General features: G+C 73.1%; 18 protein-coding genes. 10 read left to right on the plus strand and 8 right to left on the minus strand.

Going from position 1 to position 22,361, the window contains the following annotated elements; genetic code table 11:
- Positions 1-70: 70 nt before the first annotated feature.
- The 7 genes from B6R96_RS25940 to B6R96_RS25970 form a co-directional block, all read right to left on the minus strand.
- Positions 71-886 carry an HpcH/HpaI aldolase/citrate lyase family protein gene (locus tag B6R96_RS25940; protein ID WP_030385530.1) on the minus strand — a complete coding sequence of 272 codons (816 nt, stop codon included), beginning with the start codon at positions 884-886 and terminating at the stop codon, positions 71-73.
- Positions 883-2,076 carry a CaiB/BaiF CoA transferase family protein gene (locus B6R96_RS25945; protein WP_081523781.1) on the minus strand — a complete coding sequence of 398 codons (1,194 nt, stop codon included), beginning with the start codon at positions 2,074-2,076 and terminating at the stop codon, positions 883-885. Before B6R96_RS25945 ends, B6R96_RS25940 begins: the two co-directional genes overlap by 4 nt.
- Positions 2,073-2,984: a ribokinase gene (gene rbsK / locus B6R96_RS25950; RefSeq protein ID WP_081523782.1), complete on the minus strand. Its 912-nt coding sequence runs from the start codon at positions 2,982-2,984 to the stop codon at positions 2,073-2,075. The genes B6R96_RS25945 and rbsK overlap by 4 nt, the downstream gene beginning before the upstream one ends.
- On the minus strand, positions 2,981-4,675 hold the full coding sequence (locus B6R96_RS25955) for an ADP-ribosylglycohydrolase family protein (protein WP_443069964.1): 1,695 nt from the start codon (positions 4,673-4,675) through the stop codon (positions 2,981-2,983). Before B6R96_RS25955 ends, rbsK begins: the two co-directional genes overlap by 4 nt.
- Positions 4,672-5,817 carry an ADP-ribosylglycohydrolase family protein gene (locus B6R96_RS25960; protein WP_081523783.1) on the minus strand — a complete coding sequence of 382 codons (1,146 nt, stop codon included), beginning with the start codon at positions 5,815-5,817 and terminating at the stop codon, positions 4,672-4,674. Before B6R96_RS25960 ends, B6R96_RS25955 begins: the two co-directional genes overlap by 4 nt.
- A 7-nt stretch (positions 5,818-5,824) precedes the next feature.
- Positions 5,825-7,084 carry an ADP-ribosylglycohydrolase family protein gene (locus tag B6R96_RS25965; RefSeq protein WP_081523784.1) on the minus strand — a complete coding sequence of 420 codons (1,260 nt, stop codon included), beginning with the start codon at positions 7,082-7,084 and terminating at the stop codon, positions 5,825-5,827.
- A 467-nt stretch (positions 7,085-7,551) separates the two neighbouring features.
- Complete coding sequence (locus B6R96_RS25970) at positions 7,552-8,538, minus strand: ADP-ribosylglycohydrolase family protein (protein ID WP_189963424.1); 987 nt, start codon at positions 8,536-8,538, stop codon at positions 7,552-7,554.
- A 259-nt stretch (positions 8,539-8,797) separates the two neighbouring features.
- Here B6R96_RS25970 and B6R96_RS25975 point away from each other — a divergent pair, with 259 nt between their 5' ends.
- The 5 genes from B6R96_RS25975 (at position 8,798) to B6R96_RS25995 (ending at position 17,135) form a co-directional block, all read left to right on the plus strand.
- Positions 8,798-9,529, plus strand: coding sequence for a VIT1/CCC1 transporter family protein (locus B6R96_RS25975; RefSeq protein WP_081523785.1), 732 nt, complete (start codon positions 8,798-8,800; stop codon positions 9,527-9,529).
- Between the two features lie 374 nt (positions 9,530-9,903).
- On the plus strand, positions 9,904-14,445 hold the full coding sequence (gene gltB / locus B6R96_RS25980) for a glutamate synthase large subunit (protein ID WP_203351750.1): 4,542 nt from the start codon (positions 9,904-9,906) through the stop codon (positions 14,443-14,445).
- Positions 14,438-15,898, plus strand: a complete 1,461-nt coding sequence (locus tag B6R96_RS25985) for a glutamate synthase subunit beta (protein ID WP_030385521.1) — start codon at positions 14,438-14,440, stop codon at positions 15,896-15,898. The genes gltB and B6R96_RS25985 overlap by 8 nt, the downstream gene beginning before the upstream one ends.
- 209 nt (positions 15,899-16,107) lie before the next feature.
- Positions 16,108-16,950 (plus strand): helix-turn-helix domain-containing protein, encoded by an 843-nt coding sequence (locus tag B6R96_RS25990; protein WP_237291527.1) that lies wholly within the window; start codon positions 16,108-16,110, stop codon positions 16,948-16,950.
- The gene (locus B6R96_RS25995; protein WP_030724586.1) at positions 16,935-17,135 is read left to right on the plus strand and encodes a DUF397 domain-containing protein; all 201 of its coding nucleotides are present in this window, start codon (positions 16,935-16,937) and stop codon (positions 17,133-17,135) included. Before B6R96_RS25990 ends, B6R96_RS25995 begins: the two co-directional genes overlap by 16 nt.
- Positions 17,136-17,207: 72 nt before the next feature.
- On the opposite strand, the gene B6R96_RS26000 is transcribed toward B6R96_RS25995, so the two are convergent.
- Complete coding sequence (locus B6R96_RS26000; protein WP_159396366.1) at positions 17,208-17,624, minus strand: hypothetical protein; 417 nt, start codon at positions 17,622-17,624, stop codon at positions 17,208-17,210.
- 205 nt (positions 17,625-17,829) lie between these two features.
- Here B6R96_RS26000 and B6R96_RS26005 point away from each other — a divergent pair, with 205 nt between their 5' ends.
- The 5 genes from B6R96_RS26005 to B6R96_RS26025 all read left to right on the plus strand — a co-directional run bounded on the left by B6R96_RS26005 (position 17,830) and on the right by B6R96_RS26025 (position 22,351).
- A complete protein-coding gene (locus B6R96_RS26005; RefSeq protein ID WP_107475585.1) occupies positions 17,830-18,258 on the plus strand; it encodes a GntR family transcriptional regulator in 429 nt (142 codons plus the stop codon).
- Positions 18,255-19,151 (plus strand): ABC transporter ATP-binding protein, encoded by an 897-nt coding sequence (locus tag B6R96_RS26010; RefSeq protein WP_053704649.1) that lies wholly within the window; start codon positions 18,255-18,257, stop codon positions 19,149-19,151. The genes B6R96_RS26005 and B6R96_RS26010 overlap by 4 nt, the downstream gene beginning before the upstream one ends.
- On the plus strand, positions 19,148-20,182 hold the full coding sequence (locus B6R96_RS26015; protein WP_030385515.1) for an ABC transporter permease: 1,035 nt from the start codon (positions 19,148-19,150) through the stop codon (positions 20,180-20,182). Before B6R96_RS26010 ends, B6R96_RS26015 begins: the two co-directional genes overlap by 4 nt.
- A gap of 222 nt (positions 20,183-20,404) precedes the next feature.
- Positions 20,405-21,706, plus strand: coding sequence for a DUF1906 domain-containing protein (locus B6R96_RS26020; RefSeq protein WP_081523788.1), 1,302 nt, complete (start codon positions 20,405-20,407; stop codon positions 21,704-21,706).
- A gap of 81 nt (positions 21,707-21,787) precedes the next feature.
- Entirely contained in the window at positions 21,788-22,351 is a 564-nt protein-coding gene (locus tag B6R96_RS26025) for a dihydrofolate reductase family protein (RefSeq protein ID WP_053171062.1), read from the plus strand.
- Positions 22,352-22,361: the final 10 nt, after the last annotated feature.

Consider the following 22,361-nt stretch of genomic DNA (forward strand, 5'->3'; position numbering starts at 1 on the left):
GCAAGGCTCCACAAGGGGGGTACCGCGTACACCGCGGCACCCCCCTTCGGCATTCCCCGGCGTGCCGGGATCAGCGGGCGGCCATGCGGGCGGCGAGGGCCAGGGTGCGGTGCGCCGCGGCCACGACCGCCGGGTCCACGAAGCGGCCGTCGGGCAGGGCCAGCGCCCCCGGGGTGGCCCGGGCCGCGCTCAGTACCTCCGACGCCGCGCTGACCTCCTCGGGCGCCGGGAGGTAGGCCCGCTCGATCACCGGGAGCTGGCGCGGGTGGATCGCCGCCCGGCCGAGGAAGCCCAGCGAGCGGCCTCGGGCGCAGGACACGGCCAGCGCCTCGAGGTCCCGGATGTCCGGGAACACCGACTGCGCCGGGGGCGTCAGCCCCGCGGCCCGGGCCGCGACCACCACCCGCGAGCGGCACCAGTCCAGGCCCGTCTCCGCGCTGACGGCCAGGTCGGCCCGCAGGTCCGCCTCGCCGAGGGAGAGCCCGCGCAGGGCGGGATGCGCGCGGGCGATCTCGTACGCGCGCTCCACGGCCACCGCCGATTCGAGCAGGGCGTGCAGGCTGACCCCGCCGGTGCGGTCGGCGACGGCGGTGATCTGGCCCGGGGCGTTGATCTTCGGCAGCCGCAGCCCCGCGAGGCCGTGCAGCCCGCCCAGCGCGCCGATGTCGGCGCCGCCCCAGGGGGAGTCCAGTGCGTTCACACGGACGTGGACCGGGACCGGGGGCCGCTCGGCCAGCAAATCGGCGGTCGCGGCGCGGGCGTACTCCTTGCGCGAGGCCGGTACCGCGTCCTCCAGGTCGACGATGACGGCGTCCGCCCCGCAGCCGAGGGCCTTGGCCACGACCTCCGGGCGGTCGCCGGGCGCGTACAGCCAGGTCAGGATCACAGGGCTCCCTCGGTCCGCAGTGCGGTGATCTCGGCCCCGGTCAGGCCGAGCTCGGTCAGGATCTCCTCGGTGTCCGCGCCGTGCGGGCGACCCGCCCAGCGGATCCCGCCGGGAGTGTTGGAGAGCCGGAAGAGGATGTTCTGCATGCGGAGCGGGCCGAGCTCCGGGTCCTCGACCTCGGTGACCGTGTCGAGGGCCGCGAACTGCGGGTCGGCCATCACGTCGCGGACGTCGTAGACCTGCGCGACGGCCGCCTCGGCCTCCTCGAACGCGGCCACCACCTCCTCGGCCTTGTGCCGGGCGATCCAGCCGCCGACCGCATCGTCGAGCACGTCCGCGTGCCGGGCCCGCCCGGCCCCCGTCTCGAACCAGGGCTCGGCGATCAGCTCGGGCCGGCCCACCAGCCGCATGACCCGTTCGGCGATGGACTGCGCGGAGGTGGAGACCGCCAGCCAGCGCCCGTCGGCACTGCGGTAGGTGTTGCGGGGGGCGTTGTTCGTGGAGCGGTTGCCGGTGCGCGGCTGGACGTAGCCGAGCTGGTCGTACCAGAGCGGGTGCGGGCCGAGCACGGTGAGGATCGGCTCGACGATCGCCAGGTCCACGACCTGTCCGTGCCCGGTGCGGTCCCGGCCGGCGAGGGCGGTCATCACCGCGTACGCGCAGGTCAGCGCGGCGATCGAATCGGCGAGCCCGAACGGCGGCAGGGTCGGCGGCCCTTCCGGCTCCCCGGTGATCGCCGCGAACCCGCTCATCGCCTCGGCGAGGGTGCCGAAACCCGGGCGGTGCGCGTACGGGCCGTGCTGGCCGAAGGCCGTGACGCGGGCCAGGACCAGGCGCGGGTTGGCGGCCGACAGCTCGGGCCAGCCCAGCCCCCACTTCTCCAGGGTGCCGGGGCGGAAGTTCTCGATGACCACGTCGGCGGTGGCCGCGAGCCGCAGCAGGGTGTCCCGGCCGCCCGGCGCGGACAGGTCGAGGGTCATCGTCCGCTTGTTCCGGCCGAGCAGCTTCCACCACAGGCCGATGCCGTCCTTGGCGGGGCCGTGGCCGCGCGAGGGGTCGGGCCGGCCGGGGTGCTCCACCTTGACGACCTCGGCTCCGAAGTCCCCGAGCAGGGTGGCGGCCAGCGGCCCGGCGAAGAGGGTGGCGAGGTCGAGCACGCGGAGCCCCTCCAGCGGCCCGGCGGTCCTCACGAGCCGGACCCGGGCCGCGCCGCGGCGAAGGCATCGGTCTCGGCACGGGTCGGCATCGAGTCCTGTGCGCCGTGGCGCTGCACGGAGAGCGCGGCCGCCGACGAGGCCCAGTGCAGCGCCCCGGGCATCGGCCGGCCCTCGCCGAGGGCCACGGCGAGGGCGCCGACGAAGGTGTCCCCGGCGGCGGTGGTGTCCACGGCCCGGACCCGCGGCGCGGGCGCCGTCAGCGGATCCCGGCCGCGGGCGGCGTACAGGACCCCGGCCGCACCCAGGGTGATCACCACCTCGGGCACGTCGGCCAGCAGGGCCTCGGCGCACTGGAGGGGATCGGTGAGGCCGGTGAGGGCCGCGGCCTCGTGCTCGTTCGGGACGAGGAGGTCGGTGGCGGCGAGCAGTTCGGCGGGCAGCGGCTGGGCGGGAGCCGGGGTCAGCACCGTGCGGACGCCGTGCGCGCGGGCGGCGCGAGCTCCGGCGAGGACGGCGGAGAGGGGGAGTTCGAGTTGGAGGAGCAGCGATCCGGCGGCGGCGATACGCGCCTCGTCCCCGGACTCCAGACCGGTGACGGCGGCGTTCGCGCCGGGGATGACGATGATGCTGTTGCCGCCCTCGTCGTCCACCGTGATGTGGGCGGTGCCGCTGGCGCCCTCGACGGTGCGCAGCGCGGCGGTGTCGACCCCGGCCGCGGTGAGCGCGGAGCGCAGTCGTACGCCGAACTCGTCGGCCCCGACCGCGCCGATCATCACCACCTGTCCGCCGCAGCGGGCGGCGGCGACGGCCTGGTTGGCACCCTTGCCGCCGGAGACCGTGCGGAAGGCGCGGCCGGTGACGGTCTCCCCGAGGCGGGGGGCCTTGGGGACGTAGGCGACGAGGTCCATGTTCGTACTGCCGAGCACGGCGATGGCCGTCATGAGCGTGCTGCCTCCTGTGCGGTGAGGTGGGCGAGGGTGTCGAAGCCGATGCCGTCGAAGCCGGCGACGGTGGTGGCCAGCCGGTTCTTGAGCGGTGCGGTCCAGCGGTGCGGGAGCGCGTCCGCGGAGCCGGCGAGCAGCCCGGCGAGGGCGCCCGCGGTCGCCCCGTTGGAGTCGGTGTCCCAGCCGCCGGACACGGCGTGGCAGACGGAGCGGGTGAAGTCCCCGTCGGCGTGGGTGAGGGCGGCCGCGATCAGCGCCGTGTTGGGGACGGCGTGCACCCAGTGGTAGTGCCCGTAGCGGGCGTGCAGCCGGTCGACGACGCGGTCGAAGTCCGCCTCCTGGCCGGCCGTACGGATCCCGCAGCGGACGGCCTCGGCGAGACGGGAGCGGGGCGGTACGACGGCCAGCCCGGCCCGCAGCGCGGTGTGGACGTCCGCCCGGCCGGTGGCGGCGGTGGCGGTGGCGGCGGCGACGAAGAGCGCGGCGTAGACGCCGTTGCCGGTGTGGGTCAGGGCGGCGTCCCGGTAGGCCTGGGCCGCGGCGGCGGCCGGATCGCCGGGATTGGTCCAGCCATGGACGTCGGCGCGGATGAGGGCGCCGATCCACTCGCGGAAGGGGTTGTGGTGGGTGGCGGTGGCGGGGGGCTCCAGGCCGAGGAGGAGATTGCGGTAGGCGATGCGCTCGGCGGTGAAGGTCCGCCCGGCCGGCAGCTCGTCGAGCCAGAGGCGGGCGACGTCGGCGGTGGTGAAGGCCTTGCCGTGCCGCTGGAGCAGGAGCAGCCCGAGGAGGGGGTAGTTGAGGTCGTCGTCCTCGGGCATGCCGTCGATGTTCTCGGCGAGGGAGGTGGGGGCGGAGCGGCGGTTCCACGGATACGCGGCGAGTACGTCCGGGGGGACGCCGCGGGCGGTGAACCAGTCGCCGAGCGGCCAGTTGCCGGTGGCGCGGGCCAGCGCCCGGATCCCCTCCAGGGGCAGCTTCTCGACGGGCTTGCCGAGCAGACACCCGACGGCCCGCCCGAGCCAGGCGGCTTCCAGCCGGGCGGCCTCCGGCCCGGTCCGCAGTTGGGGTAGCGGCGCGGCGTTGTTCGGCGGCTGCGGTGTGCGGGTGCCGGCCGGTGGTGCCGGTTCGGGTGCGCGGGGCGGGTCGCCGGCCCGTGTCCCCGGACCTGCGGTCGGGTGTTCGCGCGGGGGCGCCGCCGGGTCCGGGGGGCCGGTGGGGCGCACCGCTGGTCCGCCGGGCGTCGCCCCGGGCAGGGCCTCTGCTGCGCGGGGCGGTGCGGGGCGGCCCGGCCCTGCGGGCGGGAGGGCCGCCCGGGTCGGCACGTGGTCCGGGGCCGGCCAGGCGGCCCGGATGGCGGGCCAGGACCGGGGTTCGTCGGCTGCGGAGGCGGGCGGGAGGTGCGCCAGGTCGTCCAGGAGGCGGGCGGCCAGGGCGCGCAGCTCCGGCGGGGCGGGGGTGGGGGAGGCGCCCGCGCGGTCCGGGGCCGGACGGCCGCCCGCCGCCAGCCAGGCGCGCAGGACCGGGGCCGCGTCCCGGCCGTCCTCCGCCGCCTGGCGCAGCTCGTGCCCGACCAGGTCCTCGGGCTGCGCCCAGGTGAGCCGGAGCGGTTCGCACGCCCGGCCGGACCCCTGGGCCGCCCCCGGCGGGCGTGCAGGAGCGGCCGGGGCCGGCCCGGTCGTGCCCGTCACCGGAGGTCCGCGATCGCGGTGAAGGCCGCCTCGTGGGAGCGGCGGCGGGAGCGGTCCAGGGCGAAGATCTCCCGGGCCACCGCGGCCAGCGCCACGGCCGGGGCGTGCAGGTCGAGGCGGCTGGCCTCGGCGACCTGCTTGGCCCAGGCGGCCGGGATCACGGCCTCGCCGCCCAGGGCCCCCGCGACCGCCCCCGCCATGGTGGCGATGGAGTCGCAGTCCCGCCCGTAGTTGACCGCCCCGAGGACCGCGCCCTCGTACCGTCCGTCGGCGACCAGCAGCATCCCCAGCGCGACCGGGAGCTCCTCGATGGAGTGCAGCCGGGAGGGGCGGCGGGCGTCGAGCGACGGGTTGCGGTAGTCCTGGCCGACCGAGTCGTACGGGGCCACCGCAGCCCGCAGCGGCGTCAGCGCCGACTCGAAGTCCCGGTATCCGGCGGCGACTTCGCGGACGGCTGCGATCGCCGCACGCGTACCGTCCTTGGCCAGCGACAGGGCCGTGTCCACCACCGAGGCGGCCGTCGCCCCCGGCACGCACGCGGCCGCCACCGCCGCCGCGAACACGCCGGCCGCCTCCCGCCCGTACGAGGACTGGTGCGCCCCGGTGATGTCGAGCGCCTCCGCGTACGCGCCCGCCGGATTGCCCGCGTTGGCGATGCCCACCGGCGCCATGTACATCGCCGCGCCGCAGTTGACGATGTTGCCGCTGCCGGCCTCGCGGGGGTCGACGTGCGCGTAGTGCAGCCGGGTCACCATCCACTTCTCGGCGAGGAAGATCCGCTGCAACGGCAGTGCCTCGGCCTCCAGTTCCGGGATCCAGCGGGGTGTGGACATCAGGTCGGGGACCAGGTGCTCGGCGATCGCGTGGGCGTCGAGGTGGTCCCGTACGGTCTCGTAGACGCGGATCAGCGCGTGCGTCATCAGGGTGTCGTCCGTGACGTGCCCGTCGCCCTTGTGGTACGGCGCGATGGGGCGGGCCGTGCGCCAGTTCTCGTGCCAGGGGCCGACGATGCCGTGCACCCGGCCGCCGTGCCGTTCCACGATCTGGTCCGGGGTCCAGCCCTCCACCGGGCCGCCCAGCGCGTCGCCGACGGCGGCTCCGACGAGAGCGCCGACGGCCCGGTCCTCCAACGTGAGCGTCATGTCCGAATCATCCCTTGGGTGAGGTGAGTTCCGTGGCCGCGAGGAGCGCGGCGAGTTCCACGAGGTCGGTACCCGCGAGGCGGGGGAGGGCGCAACCGGAGAGCGTGCGGCAGGCCTCGCGCCAGGCGGCGGGGATCGAGTCGCCGCCGCCGAGTACGCCGGTCAGCGCGCCGGCCAGGGCGGGGGCGGAGTCCGCGACGCGGGACAGGCAGGCGGCGGCCGGGACGGCCTCGGCCATCCTGCCGCGGGCGGCGGTGGCGAGGGCGAGGGCCACGGGGACGGTCTCGGCGGCGGCGATCCCGTAGCTGTAGACGTGGTCCACGATCTCGTGTTCGAGGGTGGGGACGATGGCGAAGGCGCCGCCGTCCTTGCGGGTACGGGCGAGCCGGACGGCGTGCCGGGCGTTGCGGCCGATCTCGGTGGTCTCGGGGAGCTGGGCGAGGGCGGCCTCCACGGCGGCGTCGACGGCGTCGTCGGCGCCGGTGGCGCTCAAGGCGGTGGCGACGGCGGCGGCCATGGCGCGGGCGCCGTGCACCCCGTCGCCGTCCTGGGTGTAGCGGGCGTCGAACTCGGCGAGGTCGGCCGCGGCGCGGGCGTCCCCGGGGTGCACGACGGCGAGGACGCAGGCGCGGACGCAGGCGGCGTCGTCGAAGTAGTGCGGATTGTCGTGACCGGTGGCGGGCGGGCGCAGGCCGGTGGCGAGGTTGCCGAGGCCGGCGCGGACGGAGATGCGGGCGCGCAGGGGCAGGACGGCGGACTCGACCTCGGGCGCGCGTTCCGCTGCCGCGGCGACCTCGGAGGCCAGGGCGTTCCACGCGAGGTCGATGGCGGCGCGCATGCGGCGGGACCGGGAGAGGTCGCTGAGCAGCACACCGGCGGCGGTGAGCACGGACTCGGCGACGAAGGCGGCCCATTCGGCGTCGTCGGAGGGGCCGAGGCGCAGGGGTTCGGGCGGCTGGTTGAGGGCGATGGGGACGGGGAGGGTGGTGGTGGCGTTCTGCTCGGCGAAGGTGTCGAGCTCGCGGGTGAGGCGGCGGGTCCATTCGGGCATCCGGCTGGCGCGGTGGCGGGCGGCGGGCCACCCGGCCGCGTCGCCTGCGGCGAGCCCGAGGAGGAGGCCCTCGATGGGCCGGACCGGGCCCCTCGCCGGGCCCCTCGCGGGGAGCTCGGCGAAACGCTCCCGGACCACGACCCGGGACCCCGCCCCCGGTCCGGGACCGAGAACGCCCCCGGCCGGGCCCGGAGCCGTGGGCCGTGCCGGCAGCATGCGCGGCTCCGCCACGGCCGGGGCCGGCCCGCCCGGCGCCAGGCCTACGGGGCCTTGCCCCGCCGGGGTCGTCGGCCGTGCCGGCAGCGTGCGCGGCGGCGCCTCGGCCCGCGTCTGGCCGCCCAGGGCCGGGCCTACGGGCCCCTGGCCGGGTCCGTGCTCCGGCGGGGCCGTGGGCCGTGCCGGCAGCATGCGGGGCGCCGCCTCGGCCGGGGCGGGTCCGCCCGGGGCCAGACTTTCGGGCCCCTGCCCGGGCCCCTGCTGCGCCGGGGCCGTCGGCGTCGCCGCCCGTGTGCGCGGCTGCGCCTCGGCCGGGGTGGGCCTGACCGGGGCCGGGCCTACGGGCCCCTGCTCGGGCGGGGGTGCGCCCACGGGCCTCGGCTCCGCCGGGGGTGGTGGCAGCTGCGGGGTGTGCGGTGGGGGCTCGGTCGGGCCGGGCGTGAGGGTGGTGTCGTCCGGGGAGAGGGTCACCGGGGGACCTCGCATTCGGGGGTGAGGAGGTCCGCGATGTCCAGGACGTGGTAGCCCCGCATCGAGGGGAGGCAGCTGCCGCGGACCGGGCCGATGGCCGAGGACCAGTCGGCGGGGATCGCGGCGGCGCCCGACATGGCGCCGGCCAGGGCGCCCGCCACGGCGGCCGTGGTGTCGGCGTCGCGGCCCATGTTCACCGCGGTGAGGACGGAGGACGGGAAGTCGCCCCGGCACGCGGCGAAGGCCCCGAAGGCCAGGCTCACCGCCTCGGGGGCCAGGTCGGTCCACGGGTAGCCGCCGATGACCACCGCCGAGCGCACCGCCCGTTCGCCGCGCGGGGCGGCGGTGACCGCCCGGCGCAGGGAGCGGGCCGTCCACGAGTCGGACGGGATGACGGACAGGGCCGCCGAGACCACCGAGGCCGGGGAGCCGCCGGCCATCGCGGCGGCGACGCCCGCCGCGACCGCCTGGCCGCCGTAGATGCCCTCGCCGTCGTGGCTGACCGAGCCGTCGATGGCGACCAGCCGGGCCGCCTCCGCCGGCCGGCCCGCGGCGAAGACGCCGAACGGCGCCGCCCGCATGGCCAGACCGTCCGACCAGGCGTGCCGGTGCTGGGCCGAGATGGGTGCGGCCAGGCCCCGGCGGAGGTTCTCCAGGGTGCCGCGCTCGGAGAAGCCGGCGCCCCGGAACGGGCCTTCGTCGAGGTCGGCGATCCAGTGGTGCCAGGCCCGCTCCACGTGGGAGACGGTGAGCGCCGAGCCGTGGCGGGCCAGCAGCAGCCCGGAGAAGATCGCGTACTCGGTGTCGTCCGTGCCCGCCGGGTCCTCCGACACGAAGCCCTCGATGCGGCCCCACTTCGCGCGGATCTCCGACGGCTTCATGTTCTCCGCGGGTGCGCCCAGCGCATCGCCCACCGCGAGTCCGAGAAGAGCGCCCCTGGCCCGTTCGAGGAGGACCTGCGGATTGCATGCAATCAGCTTCACCGGCTCCATGGCGCGCCTCTCCCACATTCGATGGGGCTCATCATGAGCCCTTGGGGGATTTGTGCCATGGCATGTGGTTTGTCGCTCGTCGCGAAACACCCCGCGAACACCCCCGTCACCCGGTCGCCGACCCGCAAAAGCCCAGGTAAGTACGGCCTTCCTTGCTGGCGGGCGGCAGAAATCGTGCGTAGTTTCGAGGTGTTCCGGGGGAGCGGGGCGCGTCCTGGCGTCCGTTCGCACATTTGGGGAGATTCCACGCATGTCCATCATCGATATCGAAGCACCACTGCACACCGCGCACCGCGACAACCACACCCACCGCGACGTCAACGGTGGATGGCTGCGGCCGGCCGTCTTCGGTGCCATGGACGGGCTCGTCTCCAACCTCGCCCTGATGACCGGTGTGGCCGGCGGCGCCGTCGCCCCGCAGACCGTCGTCATCACCGGGCTGGCGGGTCTCGCGGCCGGCGCCTTCTCCATGGCGGCCGGCGAATACACCTCCGTCGCCTCGCAGCGCGAACTGGTCCTCGCCGAACTGGACGTGGAGCGCCAGCAGTTGCTGGGGCATCCGGTGGACGAGATGGAGGAGCTCGCCGAGCTCTACGTCTCCCGCGGCGTCGAGCCGTCGCTCGCCCGCGAGGTGGCCATGCAGCTGTCCCGCGATCCCGAGCAGGCGCTGGAGATCCACGCCCGCGAGGAGCTCGGCATCGACCCCGACGACCTGCCCTCGCCGCTGGTCGCGGCGGTGTCGTCCTTCGGCTCCTTCGCGCTGGGCGCGCTGCTGCCGGTACTGCCGTACCTGCTCGGCGCCACAGCCCTGTGGCCCGCGGTGCTGCTCGCGCTGGCCGGTCTCTTCGCCTGCGGGGCGGTCGTCTCCCGGGTCACGGCCCGGTCCTGGTGGTACAGCGGAGTACGCCAGCTGGCGCTGGGTGGCGCGGCCGCGGGTGTGACGTACATCCTGGGAACCTGGATCGGTGGAGCCATAGGCTGACCGCGGCTGGAGTGAGACACTATGCAGAGCGCCACATAAATAGTTCATTACTCGGCGGTTTCGATCCCGTGTCCGCCGGGCATCAGACCAGGACTCCGGGCAACGATGCCCGCCCTGCACCGGAACCTCCGCCCTGCGATACCGCCGTAGCGTGCCGCGGAAGTTCCCCTCTTTCTGCCTCGTGCAGTGTCCGCATGCTGGAATGACGTATCCGCTTCTCGGGATTGTCGTCATCATGTAATCTGCACGAAATTTCGCAGAGGGCCAACGTCGTCCCTCGGCTATGCACATATGCCACGACGACGACGGGAGAGCCGATGCGTTCCGCATCCACGCACTCCGCGACCGGCTCCAGCACCACCGCCTGGTCGCCCATGGACGGTCGCCCCGCCCAGCAGGGCATGTACGACCCGCGCAACGAGAAGGACGCCTGTGGCGTCGGATTCGTGGCGAACCTCACCGGCGAGGCCACCCACACACTCGTTGAGCAGGCCCTGACCGTATTGCGGAACCTCGAGCACCGCGGCGCGACCGGCTCCGAGCCGGACTCGGGCGACGGCGCCGGAATCCTCAGCCAGGTCCCGGACGCGTTCCTGCGCGAGGTGGCCGGCTTCGAGCTCCCCGAGGCCGGCGGCTACGCCGTCGGTATCGCCTTCCTCCCCGCCGACGGCACCGCACAGGCCGTCGCCGTGGAGCAGATCGAGGCCCTCGCCGCCGAGGAGAACCTCACGGTCCTCGGCTGGCGCGAGGTCCCGGTCACCCCGGACCTGCTCGGCAACGGCGCCCGCGCCACCATGCCGGCCTTCTCCCAGCTGTTCGTCAGCAACGGCAACACCGGCATCGAGCTGGACCGCAAGGCCTTCGTGCTGCGCAAGCGCGCCGAGCGCGAGGCCGGTGTCTACTTCCCGTCGCTCTCCGCCCGCACCATCGTCTACAAGGGCATGCTGACCACCGGCCAGCTGGAGCCCTTCTTCCCCGACCTCTCCGACCGCCGCTTCGCCTCGGCCGTCGCCCTGGTCCACTCGCGGTTCTCCACGAACACCTTCCCGTCGTGGCCGCTCGCCCACCCGTACCGCTTCGTCGCGCACAACGGCGAGATCAACACGGTCAAGGGCAACCGCAACTGGATGAAGGCCCGCGAGTCCCAGCTGGCCTCCGAGGCATTCGGCGAGGGCGTGCTGGACCGGATCTTCCCGATCTGCACCCCGGACGCCTCCGACTCGGCCTCCTTCGACGAGGTCCTGGAGCTGCTCCACCTCGGCGGCCGGTCGCTCCCGCACAGCGTGCTGATGATGATCCCGGAGGCGTGGGAGAACCACACCTCGATGGACCCGGCCCGCCGCGCGTTCTACAAGTACCACTCCACCCAGATGGAGCCCTGGGACGGCCCGGCCTGCGTCACCTTCACCGACGGCACCCAGGTCGGCGCGGTCCTCGACCGCAACGGTCTGCGCCCCGGCCGCTACTGGGTCACCGACGACGGCCTCGTCGTGCTCGGCTCCGAGGTCGGCGTGCTCGACATCGACCCGGCCAAGGTCGTCCGCAAGGGCCGCCTGCAGCCCGGCAAGATGTTCCTCGTCGACACCGCCCAGAAGCGGATCATCGAGGACGACGAGATCAAGAACGAGCTGGCCGCCGCCGCCCCCTACGCGGAGTGGCTGGAGACCGGCGAGATCGAGCTGTCGGACCTGCCCGAGCGCGAGCACATCGTGCACACCCACGCCTCGGTCACCCGCCGCCAGCAGACCTTCGGCTACACCGAGGAAGAGCTGCGCGTCATCCTCGCGCCGATGGCCCGTACCGCCGGCGAGCCGCTCGGCTCCATGGGTACGGACTCCCCGATCGCGGCCCTGTCCGAGCGCCCCCGGCTGCTCTTCGACTACTTCACCCAGCTCTTCGCGCAGGTCACCAACCCGCCGCTGGACGCCATCCGCGAGGAGCTCGTCACCTCGCTGCTGTCCTCGCTCGGCCCGCAGGGCAACCTGCTGGAGTCGACCGCCGCGTCCTGCCGCAGCGTCACCCTGCCCTTCCCGGTGATCGACAACGACGAGCTGGCCAAGCTCATCCACATCAACGCCGACGGCGACATGCCCGGCATGAAGGCCGCCACGCTCTCCGGCCTCTACCGGGTCTCCGGCGGCGGCGAGGCCCTGGCCGCCCGTATCGAGCAGATCCGCGCCGAGGCCGACGCGGCGATCGCCAACGGCGCCCGCCTCATCGTCCTCTCGGACCGCCACTCGGACGCCGAGCACGCCCCGATCCCGTCGCTGCTGCTCACCTCCGCCGTGCACCACCACCTCATCGCCACCAAGCAGCGCACCCAGGTGGGCCTGCTCGTCGAGGCCGGTGACGTCCGCGAGGTCCACCACGTCGCCCTGCTCATCGGCTACGGCGCGGCCGCGGTCAACCCGTACCTCGCCATGGAGTCCGTCGAGGACCTGCTGCGCGCCGGTACCTTCCTGTCCGGCCTGGAGCCGGAGCAGGCCATCAAGAACCTGATCTACGCGCTCGGCAAGGGCGTCCTGAAGGTCATGTCCAAGATGGGCATCTCCACCGTCGCCTCCTACCGCGGCGCCCAGGTCTTCGAGGCCGTCGGCCTGAACGACGAGTTCGTCGAGACCTACTTCAACGGCACCGCCACCAAGATCGGCGGCGCCGGCCTGGACGTCATCGCCAAGGAGGTGGCCGCGCGCCACGCCAAGGCGTACCCCGTCTCCGGCATCGCGGCCACGCACCGCGCGCTGGAGATCGGCGGCGAGTACCAGTGGCGCCGCGAGGGCGAGCCGCACCTGTTCGACCCGGAGACGGTCTTCCGCCTCCAGCACGCCACCCGCAACCGCCGGTACGACATCTTCAAGCAGTACACGGCCCGGGTGAACGAGCAGTCCGAGCGCCTGATGACGCTCCGCGGCCTGTTCGGCTTCAAGGCCGACCGCGAGGCCATCTCCATCGACGAGGTCGAGTCGGTCGCCGACATCGTCAAGCGCTTCTCCACCGGCGCCATGTCGTACGGCTCCATCTCCAAGGAGGCGCACGAAACCCTCGCCATCGCCATGAACCAGCTGGGCGCCAAGTCCAACACCGGTGAGGGCGGCGAGGACCCGGACCGCCTCTACGACCCGGCGCGCCGCTCGTCCATCAAGCAGGTCGCCTCCGGCCGCTTCGGCGTGACCTCGGAGTACCTGGTCAACGCGGACGACATCCAGATCAAGATGGCGCAGGGCGCCAAGCCCGGCGAGGGCGGCCAGCTGCCCGGCCACAAGGTGTACCCGTGGGTCGCCAAGACCCGGCACTCCACCCCGGGCGTCGGCCTGATCTCCCCGCCGCCGCACCACGACATCTACTCCATCGAGGACCTGGCTCAGCTGATCCACGACCTCAAGAACGCCAACCCGGCCGCCCGCATCCACGTGAAGCTGGTCTCCGAGGTCGGCGTGGGTACGGTCGCCGCCGGTGTCTCCAAGGCCCACGCGGACGTCGTCCTCATCTCCGGCCACGACGGCGGAACGGGCGCCTCCCCGCTCACCTCCCTCAAGCACGCGGGCGGCCCCTGGGAGCTCGGCCTCGCCGAGACCCAGCAGACCCTGCTGCTCAACGGGCTGCGCGACCGGATCGTCGTCCAGACGGACGGCCAGCTCAAGACCGGCCGCGACGTGGTCATCGCCGCGCTCCTCGGCGCCGAGGAGTTCGGTTTCGCGACCGCGCCGCTCGTCGTCTCCGGCTGCGTCATGATGCGCGTCTGCCACCTGGACACCTGCCCGGTCGGCATCGCCACCCAGAACCCGGTCCTGCGCGACCGCTTCTCCGGCAAGCCCGAGTTCGTCGTCAACTTCTTCGAGTACATCGCGGAGGAGGTGCGCGAGATCCTCGCCGAGCTGGGCTTCCGCACGATCGAGGAGGCCGTCGGCCACGCCGAACTCCTCGACACCACCAAGGCCGTCACGCACTGGAAGGCGCAGGGCCTCGACCTGGAGCCGCTCTTCTACGTGCCGGAGCTGCCCGAGGGCGCGGTCCGCCACGCCCTGATCGAGCAGGACCACGGCCTGGAGAAGGCCCTCGACAACGAGCTGATCGAGCTCGCCTCCGAGGCCCTGAACGCCGCCACCGCCGAAGCGGCCCAGCCGGTCCGCGCCCAGGTCGCGATCCGCAACATCAACCGGACCGTCGGCACCATGCTCGGCCACCAGGTCACCAAGAAGTTCGGCGGTGCGGGCCTGCCCGACAACACCATCGACCTGACCTTCACCGGCAGCGCCGGCCAGTCCTTCGGCGCCTTCGTGCCCAAGGGCATCACCCTCCGCCTGGAGGGCGACGCCAACGACTACGTCGGCAAGGGCCTCTCCGGCGGCCGCATCGTGGTCCGCCCGGACCGCGGCGCCGACCACCTCGCCGAGTACTCCACCATCGCCGGCAACACCATCGGCTACGGAGCCACCGGCGGCGAGATGTTCCTGCGCGGCCGCACCGGCGAGCGCTTCTGCGTCCGCAACTCGGGTGCCCTGGTCGTCTCGGAGGGCGTGGGCGACCACGGCTGCGAGTACATGACCGGTGGCCGGGCGGTCGTCCTGGGCGAGACGGGCCGCAACTTCGCGGCCGGCATGTCGGGCGGCGTCGCGTACGTCATCGACCTCGACCCGCACAACGTCAACGTCGGCAACGCGGGCGCGGTCGAGACCGTCCTGTCCGACACCGACAAGCAGTGGCTGCACGATGTGGTGCGCCGCCACGAGGAGGAGACCGGCTCGACCGTGGCCGCGAAGCTCCTCGCCGACTGGTCCGTCGCGGTGGACCGGTTCAGCAAGATCATCCCGACCACGTACAAGGCAGTGCTCGCCGCCAAGGACGCCGCTGAGCTCGCCGGACTCTCGGAATCCGAGACCACGGAGAAGATGATGGAGGCGGCGACCCATGGCTGACCCGAAGGGCTTCCTCACCACCGATCGCGAGACCGCCTGCACCCGTCCCGTCGCCGAACGGCTCGGGGACTGGAACGAGGTCTACGTCCCGGGCTCGCTGCTCCCGATCATCAGCAAGCAGGCCGGCCGCTGCATGGACTGCGGCATCCCGTTCTGCCACAACGGGTGCCCGCTCGGGAACCTGATCCCGGAGTGGAACGACTTCTCGTACCGCGAGGACTGGACCGCCGCCTCCGAGCGACTGCACGCCACGAACAACTTCCCGGAGTTCACCGGGCGGCTGTGCCCGGCCCCGTGCGAGTCGGCGTGCGTGCTCGGCATCAACCAGCCCGCCGTGACCATCAAGAACGTCGAAGTCTCGATCATCGACAAGGCGTGGGACAACGGCGACGTCACCCCGCAGGCGCCGGAGCGGCTGTCCGGCAAGACCGCGGCCGTCATCGGCTCCGGCCCGGCCGGTCTGGCCGCCGCCCAGCAGCTGACCCGGGCCGGCCACACCGTGGTCGTGTACGAGCGCGCCGACCGCATCGGCGGCCTGCTGCGCTACGGCATCCCCGAGTTCAAGATGGAGAAGGTGCACATCAACCGCCGCATCGAGCAGATGCGCGCGGAGGGCACCAAGTTCCGCACCGGCATCGAGGTCGGCCGCGACATCACCGCCACCGACCTGCGCAAGCGGTTCGACGCGGTGGTCATCGCGGCGGGCGCGACCGTCTCCCGCGACCTGCCGGTCCCGGGCCGCGAGCTGAACGGCATCCACTTCGCGATGGAGTACCTGCCGCTCGCCAACAAGGTCCAGGAGGGCGACTTCATGGCGCCCCCCATCACGGCCGAGGGCAAGCACGTCGTCGTCATCGGCGGCGGCGACACCGGCGCGGACTGCGTGGGCACCGCCCACCGCCAGGGCGCGGCCTCGGTCACGCAGCTGGAGATCATGCCCAGGCCGGGCGAGGAGCGGAACGCCAACCAGCCCTGGCCGACCTTCCCGATGCTCTACAAGGTCACCTCGGCCCACGAGGAGGGCGGCGAGCGGGTCTACTCCGTCTCCACCACCCACTTCGAGGGCGACGAGGACGGCAACGTCCAGGCCCTCCACCTGGTCGAGGTCGCCTTCGAGGACGGCAAGCTCGTCCAGAAGGCCGGCACCGAGCGCGTCCTCCCCGCGCAGTTGGTCACCCTGGCGATGGGCTTCACGGGCACCGACCAGGCGAACGGCCTGGTCCAGCAGTTCGGCCTGGAGCTGGACGCCCGCGGCAACATCGACCGCGACGCCTCCTACGCGACCAACGTCGACGGCGTCTTCGTCGCCGGCGACGCGGGCCGCGGCCAGTCGCTCATCGTGTGGGCCATCGCGGAAGGCCGCTCGGCCGCCCGCGGCGTGGACCGCTTCCTGACCGGCTCCAGCGCCCTCCCGTACCCGGTCAAGCCGACGGATCGTTCTCTGACCGTCTGATGCAGCAACCCCCCTCCCCATCGGGGGAGGGACCCCTCATACGGTCCGTACAACGGCGTACGGAACTCCCGACACAGCGCCCGTCATGTCCCCGACCAGGGATGACGGGCGCTGTGGCGTTCTGTAGTCGTATCAATCCGTACCGCTGTTTCGCGGGCTCGGCAGGGACTACGCTTTTCGCGGAGCAAGGTGCTGCGGAAGCGGGGGAGTTGGCTCGTGGCAAGCAGAAGGATCTGAGCGGGGCGCAGACACCGGAGGAGTTCGCCCGCGAGGAACTGCGGCGCCACCGGGAAGCGGCCGGGCTCACCCAGGACGGTCTGGGCGAGCGGATCTTCACGAGCGGGGCGTACGTCGGGCAGATGGAGTGCGGCACGCGGCGGCTGCGGCCGGAGATCGCGGAGCTGATCGACAAGGTGTTCGGCACCGGGGACTACTTCACGCGGCTGGCCAGGGCGTTCAAATCGAAGCACGTCGAGTACTTCGCCGAGGCGGCCGAGCTGGAACGCCTGGCGACGGCCATCTTCGACTATGGCTCCACTCTGGTTCCCGGGCTGCTCCAGACGGCGGACTACGCACGGGCCGTGGTTCGGGCGACCGGTCCCACGGCCTTGGCGGAGCATGTTGACACCGTGGTCTCGGCGCGTGCTGAGCGCGCCCGGCTTCTCAGTGTTCCGGAAACCCCTGAGGTGTGGGTCGTGCTGCACGAGGCCGTGCTGAGGACGGTGGTCGGGGGGCCTGCCGTGATGGCCGCTCAGCTGCGGCATATCTCGTCGTTCGTCCGGGGCTATCGGATCACTGTGCAGGTGGTGCCGTTCTCGGCCGGTGCCCATGGTGTCCTGGATGCGTCCCTGAGGATCATGCAGTTTGCCGATGCACCCGATGTGGCATACACCGAGGGCCCTCATGCAGGGCAACTGCTGGACGATCCGGCACTGGTTCGGCGCCACTGGAGGTCATACGATCTTGCAAGGGCTGCCGCGCTGTCGCCGGAGGCGTCCCTGGCCTTGATCGAGTCGGTGGCGGAGGAGCACGCGAGATGCGCGCAGACGTAGACGGTCTGTCCTGGCGGACGTCCTCGTATACCAACGGCGAGGGCGGCAACTGCGTCGAGGTGTCCGACGACCTCCCTGGCCTGGTCCCCGTCCGCGACAGCAAGCTGGCCGGCGCCGGGCCGGTCCTCGTTTTCGGGGCTGCCACATGGGTGTCGTTCATCCGGGCCGTGCAGCATTGCCCCTGATCGCCCACGGCACCGGTTGACCTTCCGCCGCAGCGCCCGCCGGGTACGGCGGGCGCTGCGGCGTGTTCGGGGCTACTCGGGCTGGGTGACCGTGGCGCCCCAGCGGGTGGTCGGGGTCGAGGCCGTCACCCACGCGGTGAATCCGCCGTGGATGCCGGTGCCGAGGGGGAGCGTGACGACCGTCGGGTCCGTGCCGGGGCAGTCGACGGTGAAGGGGGCCGGGTCGCGGTCGGGGTGCTCCTGGAGCCGGAACGACACCTCGATGCTCCCGCCGTCGGCGCAGCCGAACGTGATGAACGTGTCCAGCCGCTCGGAGAGGCCGCCCGAGACGAAGCCGCTGGAACCGGCCTGGTCGGCGATCCAGATCAGGCCGTCGGGGCCCGGGTAGCCGATGACCTCGCTCGTCGGCGCGGCCCGGGCCGGGCTCGCCGCCAGGGTCAGTGCGAGAGCCGGGGCCAGGGCCGCCAGGGCGGTGGTGCGCTTCTTCATGTCGTCCCCCATGTGGTCGTGTCGTCCGTTCGTCGGACAGGCGCGACGCTACCCAGCGGTACCGACATCTGCCTGAGTACGCGTACTCAGGCGACTCCGTCCCCAATCCGGGCTGCTCACAGTCGTGTTGACGCCCCATCGCTTGACAGTGATCGGACACGCGTAGTCCTATAGTGCTAGTAAGCTAGATGAATAGAGGAGGACAGTGATCGAGTTTCACCTCGATGCCCGCTCCGGCGTCGCTCCGTACATGCAGCTCATCCAGCAGGTCCGTCAGGCCCTGCGACTGGGGCTGCTGTCCGAGGGGGACCGGCTGCCGACCGTCAAGGACGTCGCGGCCGGTGTGGCGATCAACCCGAACACCGTGCTCAAGGCGTACCGGGAGCTCGAGTACGAGGGCCTGGTCTCGAAGAAGCCCGGGGTCGGCACCTTCATCTCCGGCACCCTCAGCGACGACTCGCTGTCCGAACACGAGCCGCTGCGCCGCGAGTTGCAGCTGTGGCTCGACAGGGCGCGGGCCGCCGGGCTGGGCGAGGAGAGCATCGAGGCCCTGTTCCTGAGCACCTTCCGTGCCGCCCGCACCGCCCCCACCGCCCGCACCGGCACGGACCCGCACACCGAAGAGGAGAAATGACCGCCATATTGGAAGCCCGCGCGCTGGGCAAGCGGTACGGCCGCAAAGAGGCGCTGCGCGACTGCACCCTGAGCGTCCCGCCCGGACGCGTCGTCGGCCTGGTCGGCCCCAACGGGGCAGGAAAGTCGACCCTGTTGCAGCTGGCCTGCGGACTGATCGGCCCGACCTCGGGCACCATCGAGGTGCTCGGCGGACGCCCCGCCGCCGGCCCCGGGCAGCTGGCCAAGGTCGGATTCGTCGCCCAGGACACCCCCACCTACGCCGGCCTGTCGATCGCCGACCACCTGCGGCTCGGCGCCCGCCTCAACCCGGGCTGGGACGCCCGGCTGGCACAGGAGCGGATCGGGCGGCTCGGCCTGGACCCCGCCCAGAAGGCCGGGAAGCTCTCCGGCGGCCAGCGCGCCCAGGTGGCCCTGACCCTCGCCGTCGCCAAACGGCCCGAGCTGCTGATCCTCGACGAGCCCGTCGCCGCTCTGGACCCCCTCGCCCGGCGGGAGTTCCTGCAGAGCCTGATGGAGGTCGTCGCCGAACACGGGACCACCGTCGTGCTCTCGTCCCACCTGGTGTCCGACCTGGAACGGGTCTGCGACCACCTGATCTCGCTGGTCGCCTCCCGGGTCCAGGTGGCCGGCGACGTCGACGACCTGCTCGCCACCCACTTCCGGCTCACCACCGCCCGCCGCGAAGCGTCCACCCTGCCCCCGGACATGCAGGTCATCCAGGAGACCCACACCGAGCGGCAGAGCACCTTCATCGTGCGCTCCGACAAGGCGCTCCAGGATCCCTCCTGGGTACTGGAGCCGCTCAACCTCGAGGACCTCGTCCTCACCTACATGAGTCAGGGCGCCACGGCCGGGGCCGGCCCCCGAACCACCCGGGAGGACCAGCGATGATCTGGCTGACCTGGCGCCAATACCGCGTCCAGACCCTGGCAGCCCTGGCCGCCCTGGCCGCGATCGCGATATTCCTCGTGGTCACCGGCCTCCAGATGCGCGACGTCTACGACAGCACCGTCGCCGGCTGCCGCAGCGACTGCGAATCGGCCAAGAACGCGCTGGTCGTCGAGTACCAGACGCTGACCTACTACGTCACGAGCCTGCTGCTCGCCGCACCCGGCATCATCGGGATCTTCTGGGGCGCCCCGCTGATCGCCCGCGAACTGGAGACCGGCACCCACCGGCTCGTCTGGAACCAGAGCATCACCCGGGGCCGCTGGCTCCTCGTCAAGCTCGGGGCCGTCGGCCTGATCGCCGTCGCCGTCACCGGGCTGCTCAGCCTCCTGGTGACCTGGTGGGCGAGCCCCATCGACCGGGTCAACCTCGACCGGTTCACCCCGCTCATGTTCAGCGGCCGGGCGATCGTCCCCCTCGGCTACGCGGCGTTCGCCTTCACCCTCGGCGCCTGCGCCGGACTGCTGATCCGGCGCACCGTGCCGGCGATGGCCGCGACCCTGGTCGCCTTCCTCGCCGTCCAGATCCTCGTGCCCTTCGCGATCCGCCCGCACTTCGTGGCGTCGGAGCACACCGATGTCGCGCTCAGCTCCCTCGTCATGGCGCCGGTGGGCGGCGGCGAGGAGTCCGGTGCACCGCAGGACGCCTGGAACGGGAACCACATCCAGCTGAAGGGCTCCGGGGACGACGCCCACCTGAGGGTCGGGGTGCTCAGGCCCGGCGTCTGGGTCGTGTCCGAACCGGGTGCGGTGCTCGACTCCTCCGGCCGGGAGGTCCGCGGCGCCGAGGGCTGCGCGGAACGCGAGCGGGACCCCTTCGAGTGCTTCACCACGTCGAAGCACCACATAGCGGTCGACTACCAGCCCGCCGACCGCTACTGGACCTTCCAGTGGATCGAAACCGGGATCTTCCTCGCGCTCTCCGGACTGTTGGCCGGCTTCTGCACCTGGTGGCTGCGCCGCCGGACGGCCTGAGGCGCCCGACCGGGACGGGGAAAAGGGGCGGCCGAAGCCAACGCAACTGGCTTCGGCCGCCCCCTCGACCCTACTCGCCCGCCGTGACGGGCCCGGGCCCCCTTCACTCGTGCAGGTGACCCACACCGACGGGCCGGGCTGGGCGCGGCTGGGCCGGACGGGTCAACTGCGCTCGACGCGCGCACAGTTCACGGCGGCCCCGGTCTGGTACCCCTCTGGATCATGGCTCCCGTACGAACCCTGCTGAGCGGCCTGCTCGGCGCCGCCCTGCTGATTCCCGTCCAGCCGTCCGCCGCCGCCGACGACGACGGCCGGACCGTCGACTACCGCGGTCTGCGCGTCACCCTCCCCGCCGACTGGCGGGTCGTCGACCTCGACCGCAACCCCGACGCGTGCGTGCGCCTCGACCTGCCCACCCTGTACCTCGGCCACGCCGGTACCCAGGCCGAATGCACCGGCCGGGCCGTCGCCGTCCGCGCCGACACCCTGCACCTCGAACCCCTCGCCGGGGCCCCGGAGCGCGCCGACATCCCGACCGTCGCGGTGGACTCCCGGACCACCCTGCGCGAGGCCCCGCCCCGCTCCGACAGCAACGAGCTGCGGTACGCCCTGCGCCGCTCCGCGGTCATGGCCACCGTCTCCTACGGGACCACGCCCGACGCCGTACGCCGGGTGCTGGCGCGGGCGCGAGCCGCGGCGACCCCGCCGGGCCCGGCCCCCGTCGTCGCCGTGGCCCCGGTCGTCGCCGCGGCCACCGCCGGCGGCCCGGGTCCCCGTAGCGCCCAGGAGCCCTTCAAGGGCGAGGGCTTCGACGCCTGCACCGCCCCCACCCAGAAGGCCATGGACACCTGGCGGGCCGCTTCCCCCTTCGGTGCGATCGGCGTCTACATCGGCGGCCGGGCCCGGGCCTGCGCCCAGCCGCGGCTCACCGCCCGCTGGGTCGAACGGCAGGCCGCCGCGGGCTGGCACCTGATGCCCATCTGGGTGGGCCCGCAGCCCTGGCACAACGCCGGCACCGGCCTGTCCACCGACCCCTCCGAGGCCAACGGGCAGGGCCGGGAGGCCGCCGAGGGCGCGGTGGACGCGGCCCGGTCGCTGCGGCTGCCCGCGGGCACGGTGCTCTACAACGACCTGGAGAACTACACCGACCGCGCCACCTGGGACGCCCCGGTCGTCGCCTACCTGACCGCCTGGACGCAGCGGCTGCACGAGCTGGGCTTCCGCTCCGCCGCCTACGTCTCGGTGAGCTCCGGGGTCAAGGCGCTCAGCGCCCACTACCACCAGGCCCCGCAGGCGATGCCCGATGTGCTCTGGGCCGCCCGCTGGAACCTTTCGGCGTCCGTGGGCGACGCCGACATGGGCCTGGCCAAGGGCACCGCCAAGTGGGCGGGCCCGCGCCGGGCCCACCAGTTCCGCGGCGACCACGACGCCACCTACGGCGGGATCACCCTCAACATCGACCGCAGCTGGGTGGACGTGAACCCCGCCGCCCTCGCCGCGAAGGACAAGAAGCCGCGGATCTAGTCCGTCTGCGGAACGATGTGTGTGCGGCTGATCCGCCGAGCACGAGGACCATGCGAGACCGACTCACAGAAGGCCGGCGCCATGCGGAAACTGATCTACGGCATGAACCTGTCCCTGGACGGCTACATCGCCGCGCCCGGCGACGACATCGGCTGGAGCGTGCCGAGCGACGAGCTGTTCCAGTACTGGTCCGACCGGTTGGCGGCGACCGACCTGTCGCTGTACGGGGGCAAGCTGTGGCGGACGATGAGCTCCTACTGGCCGACCGGCGACCAGCGGCCCGACGCCACCCCGGCGGAGATCGAATACGCGCGCCGCTGGCGGAACATGTCGAAGGTGGTGTTCTCCTCGACGGTCGACAAGGTCGACTGGAACACCCGCCTGGTCACCGGTGACGCGGTCGCCGAGATCACCCGGCTCAAGGCCGAGGACGGCGGCCCGATGGACATCGGCGGCGCCACGCTCGCCGCGGCGGCCATGCGGGCCGGGCTGATCGACGAGTACGTGCTGGCCACCGCACCGGTCCTGGTGGGCGGCGGCACGCCGTTCTTCACCGCGCTGGACAGCTGGGTGAACCTGAACCTGCTGGAGACGCGGACGCTTCCCTGCGGAGTGATCCTGACCAGGTACGAGACGAGGCGCTGAGCGCCCCCGT

The organism is Streptomyces sp. Sge12 (genome assembly GCF_002080455.1).
Taxonomy (GTDB): domain Bacteria; phylum Actinomycetota; class Actinomycetes; order Streptomycetales; family Streptomycetaceae; genus Streptomyces.

Excerpts from the sequence above, each read along its gene's own strand:
- B6R96_RS25985 (WP_030385521.1), top strand. The coding sequence starts at position 14,438 with ATGGCTGACCCGAAGGGCTTCCTCACCACCGATCGCGAGACCGCCTGC.
- B6R96_RS26020 (WP_081523788.1), top strand. The coding sequence starts at position 20,405 with ATGGCTCCCGTACGAACCCTGCTGAGCGGCCTGCTCGGCGCCGCCCTG.
- B6R96_RS25975 (WP_081523785.1), top strand. The coding sequence starts at position 8,798 with ATGTCCATCATCGATATCGAAGCACCACTGCACACCGCGCACCGCGAC.
- B6R96_RS26010 (WP_053704649.1), top strand. The coding sequence starts at position 18,255 with ATGACCGCCATATTGGAAGCCCGCGCGCTGGGCAAGCGGTACGGCCGC.
- B6R96_RS26025 (WP_053171062.1), top strand. The coding sequence starts at position 21,788 with ATGCGGAAACTGATCTACGGCATGAACCTGTCCCTGGACGGCTACATC.
- gltB (WP_203351750.1), top strand. The coding sequence starts at position 9,904 with ATGGACGGTCGCCCCGCCCAGCAGGGCATGTACGACCCGCGCAACGAG.
- B6R96_RS25995 (WP_030724586.1), top strand. The coding sequence starts at position 16,935 with ATGCGCGCAGACGTAGACGGTCTGTCCTGGCGGACGTCCTCGTATACC.
- B6R96_RS25960 (WP_081523783.1), bottom strand. The coding sequence starts at position 5,817 with ATGACGCTCACGTTGGAGGACCGGGCCGTCGGCGCTCTCGTCGGAGCC.
- B6R96_RS26000 (WP_159396366.1), bottom strand. The coding sequence starts at position 17,624 with ATGAAGAAGCGCACCACCGCCCTGGCGGCCCTGGCCCCGGCTCTCGCA.
- B6R96_RS26015 (WP_030385515.1), top strand. The coding sequence starts at position 19,148 with ATGATCTGGCTGACCTGGCGCCAATACCGCGTCCAGACCCTGGCAGCC.
- rbsK (WP_081523782.1), bottom strand. The coding sequence starts at position 2,984 with ATGACGGCCATCGCCGTGCTCGGCAGTACGAACATGGACCTCGTCGCC.
- B6R96_RS25965 (WP_081523784.1), bottom strand. The coding sequence starts at position 7,084 with ATGCTGCCGGCACGGCCCACGGCTCCGGGCCCGGCCGGGGGCGTTCTC.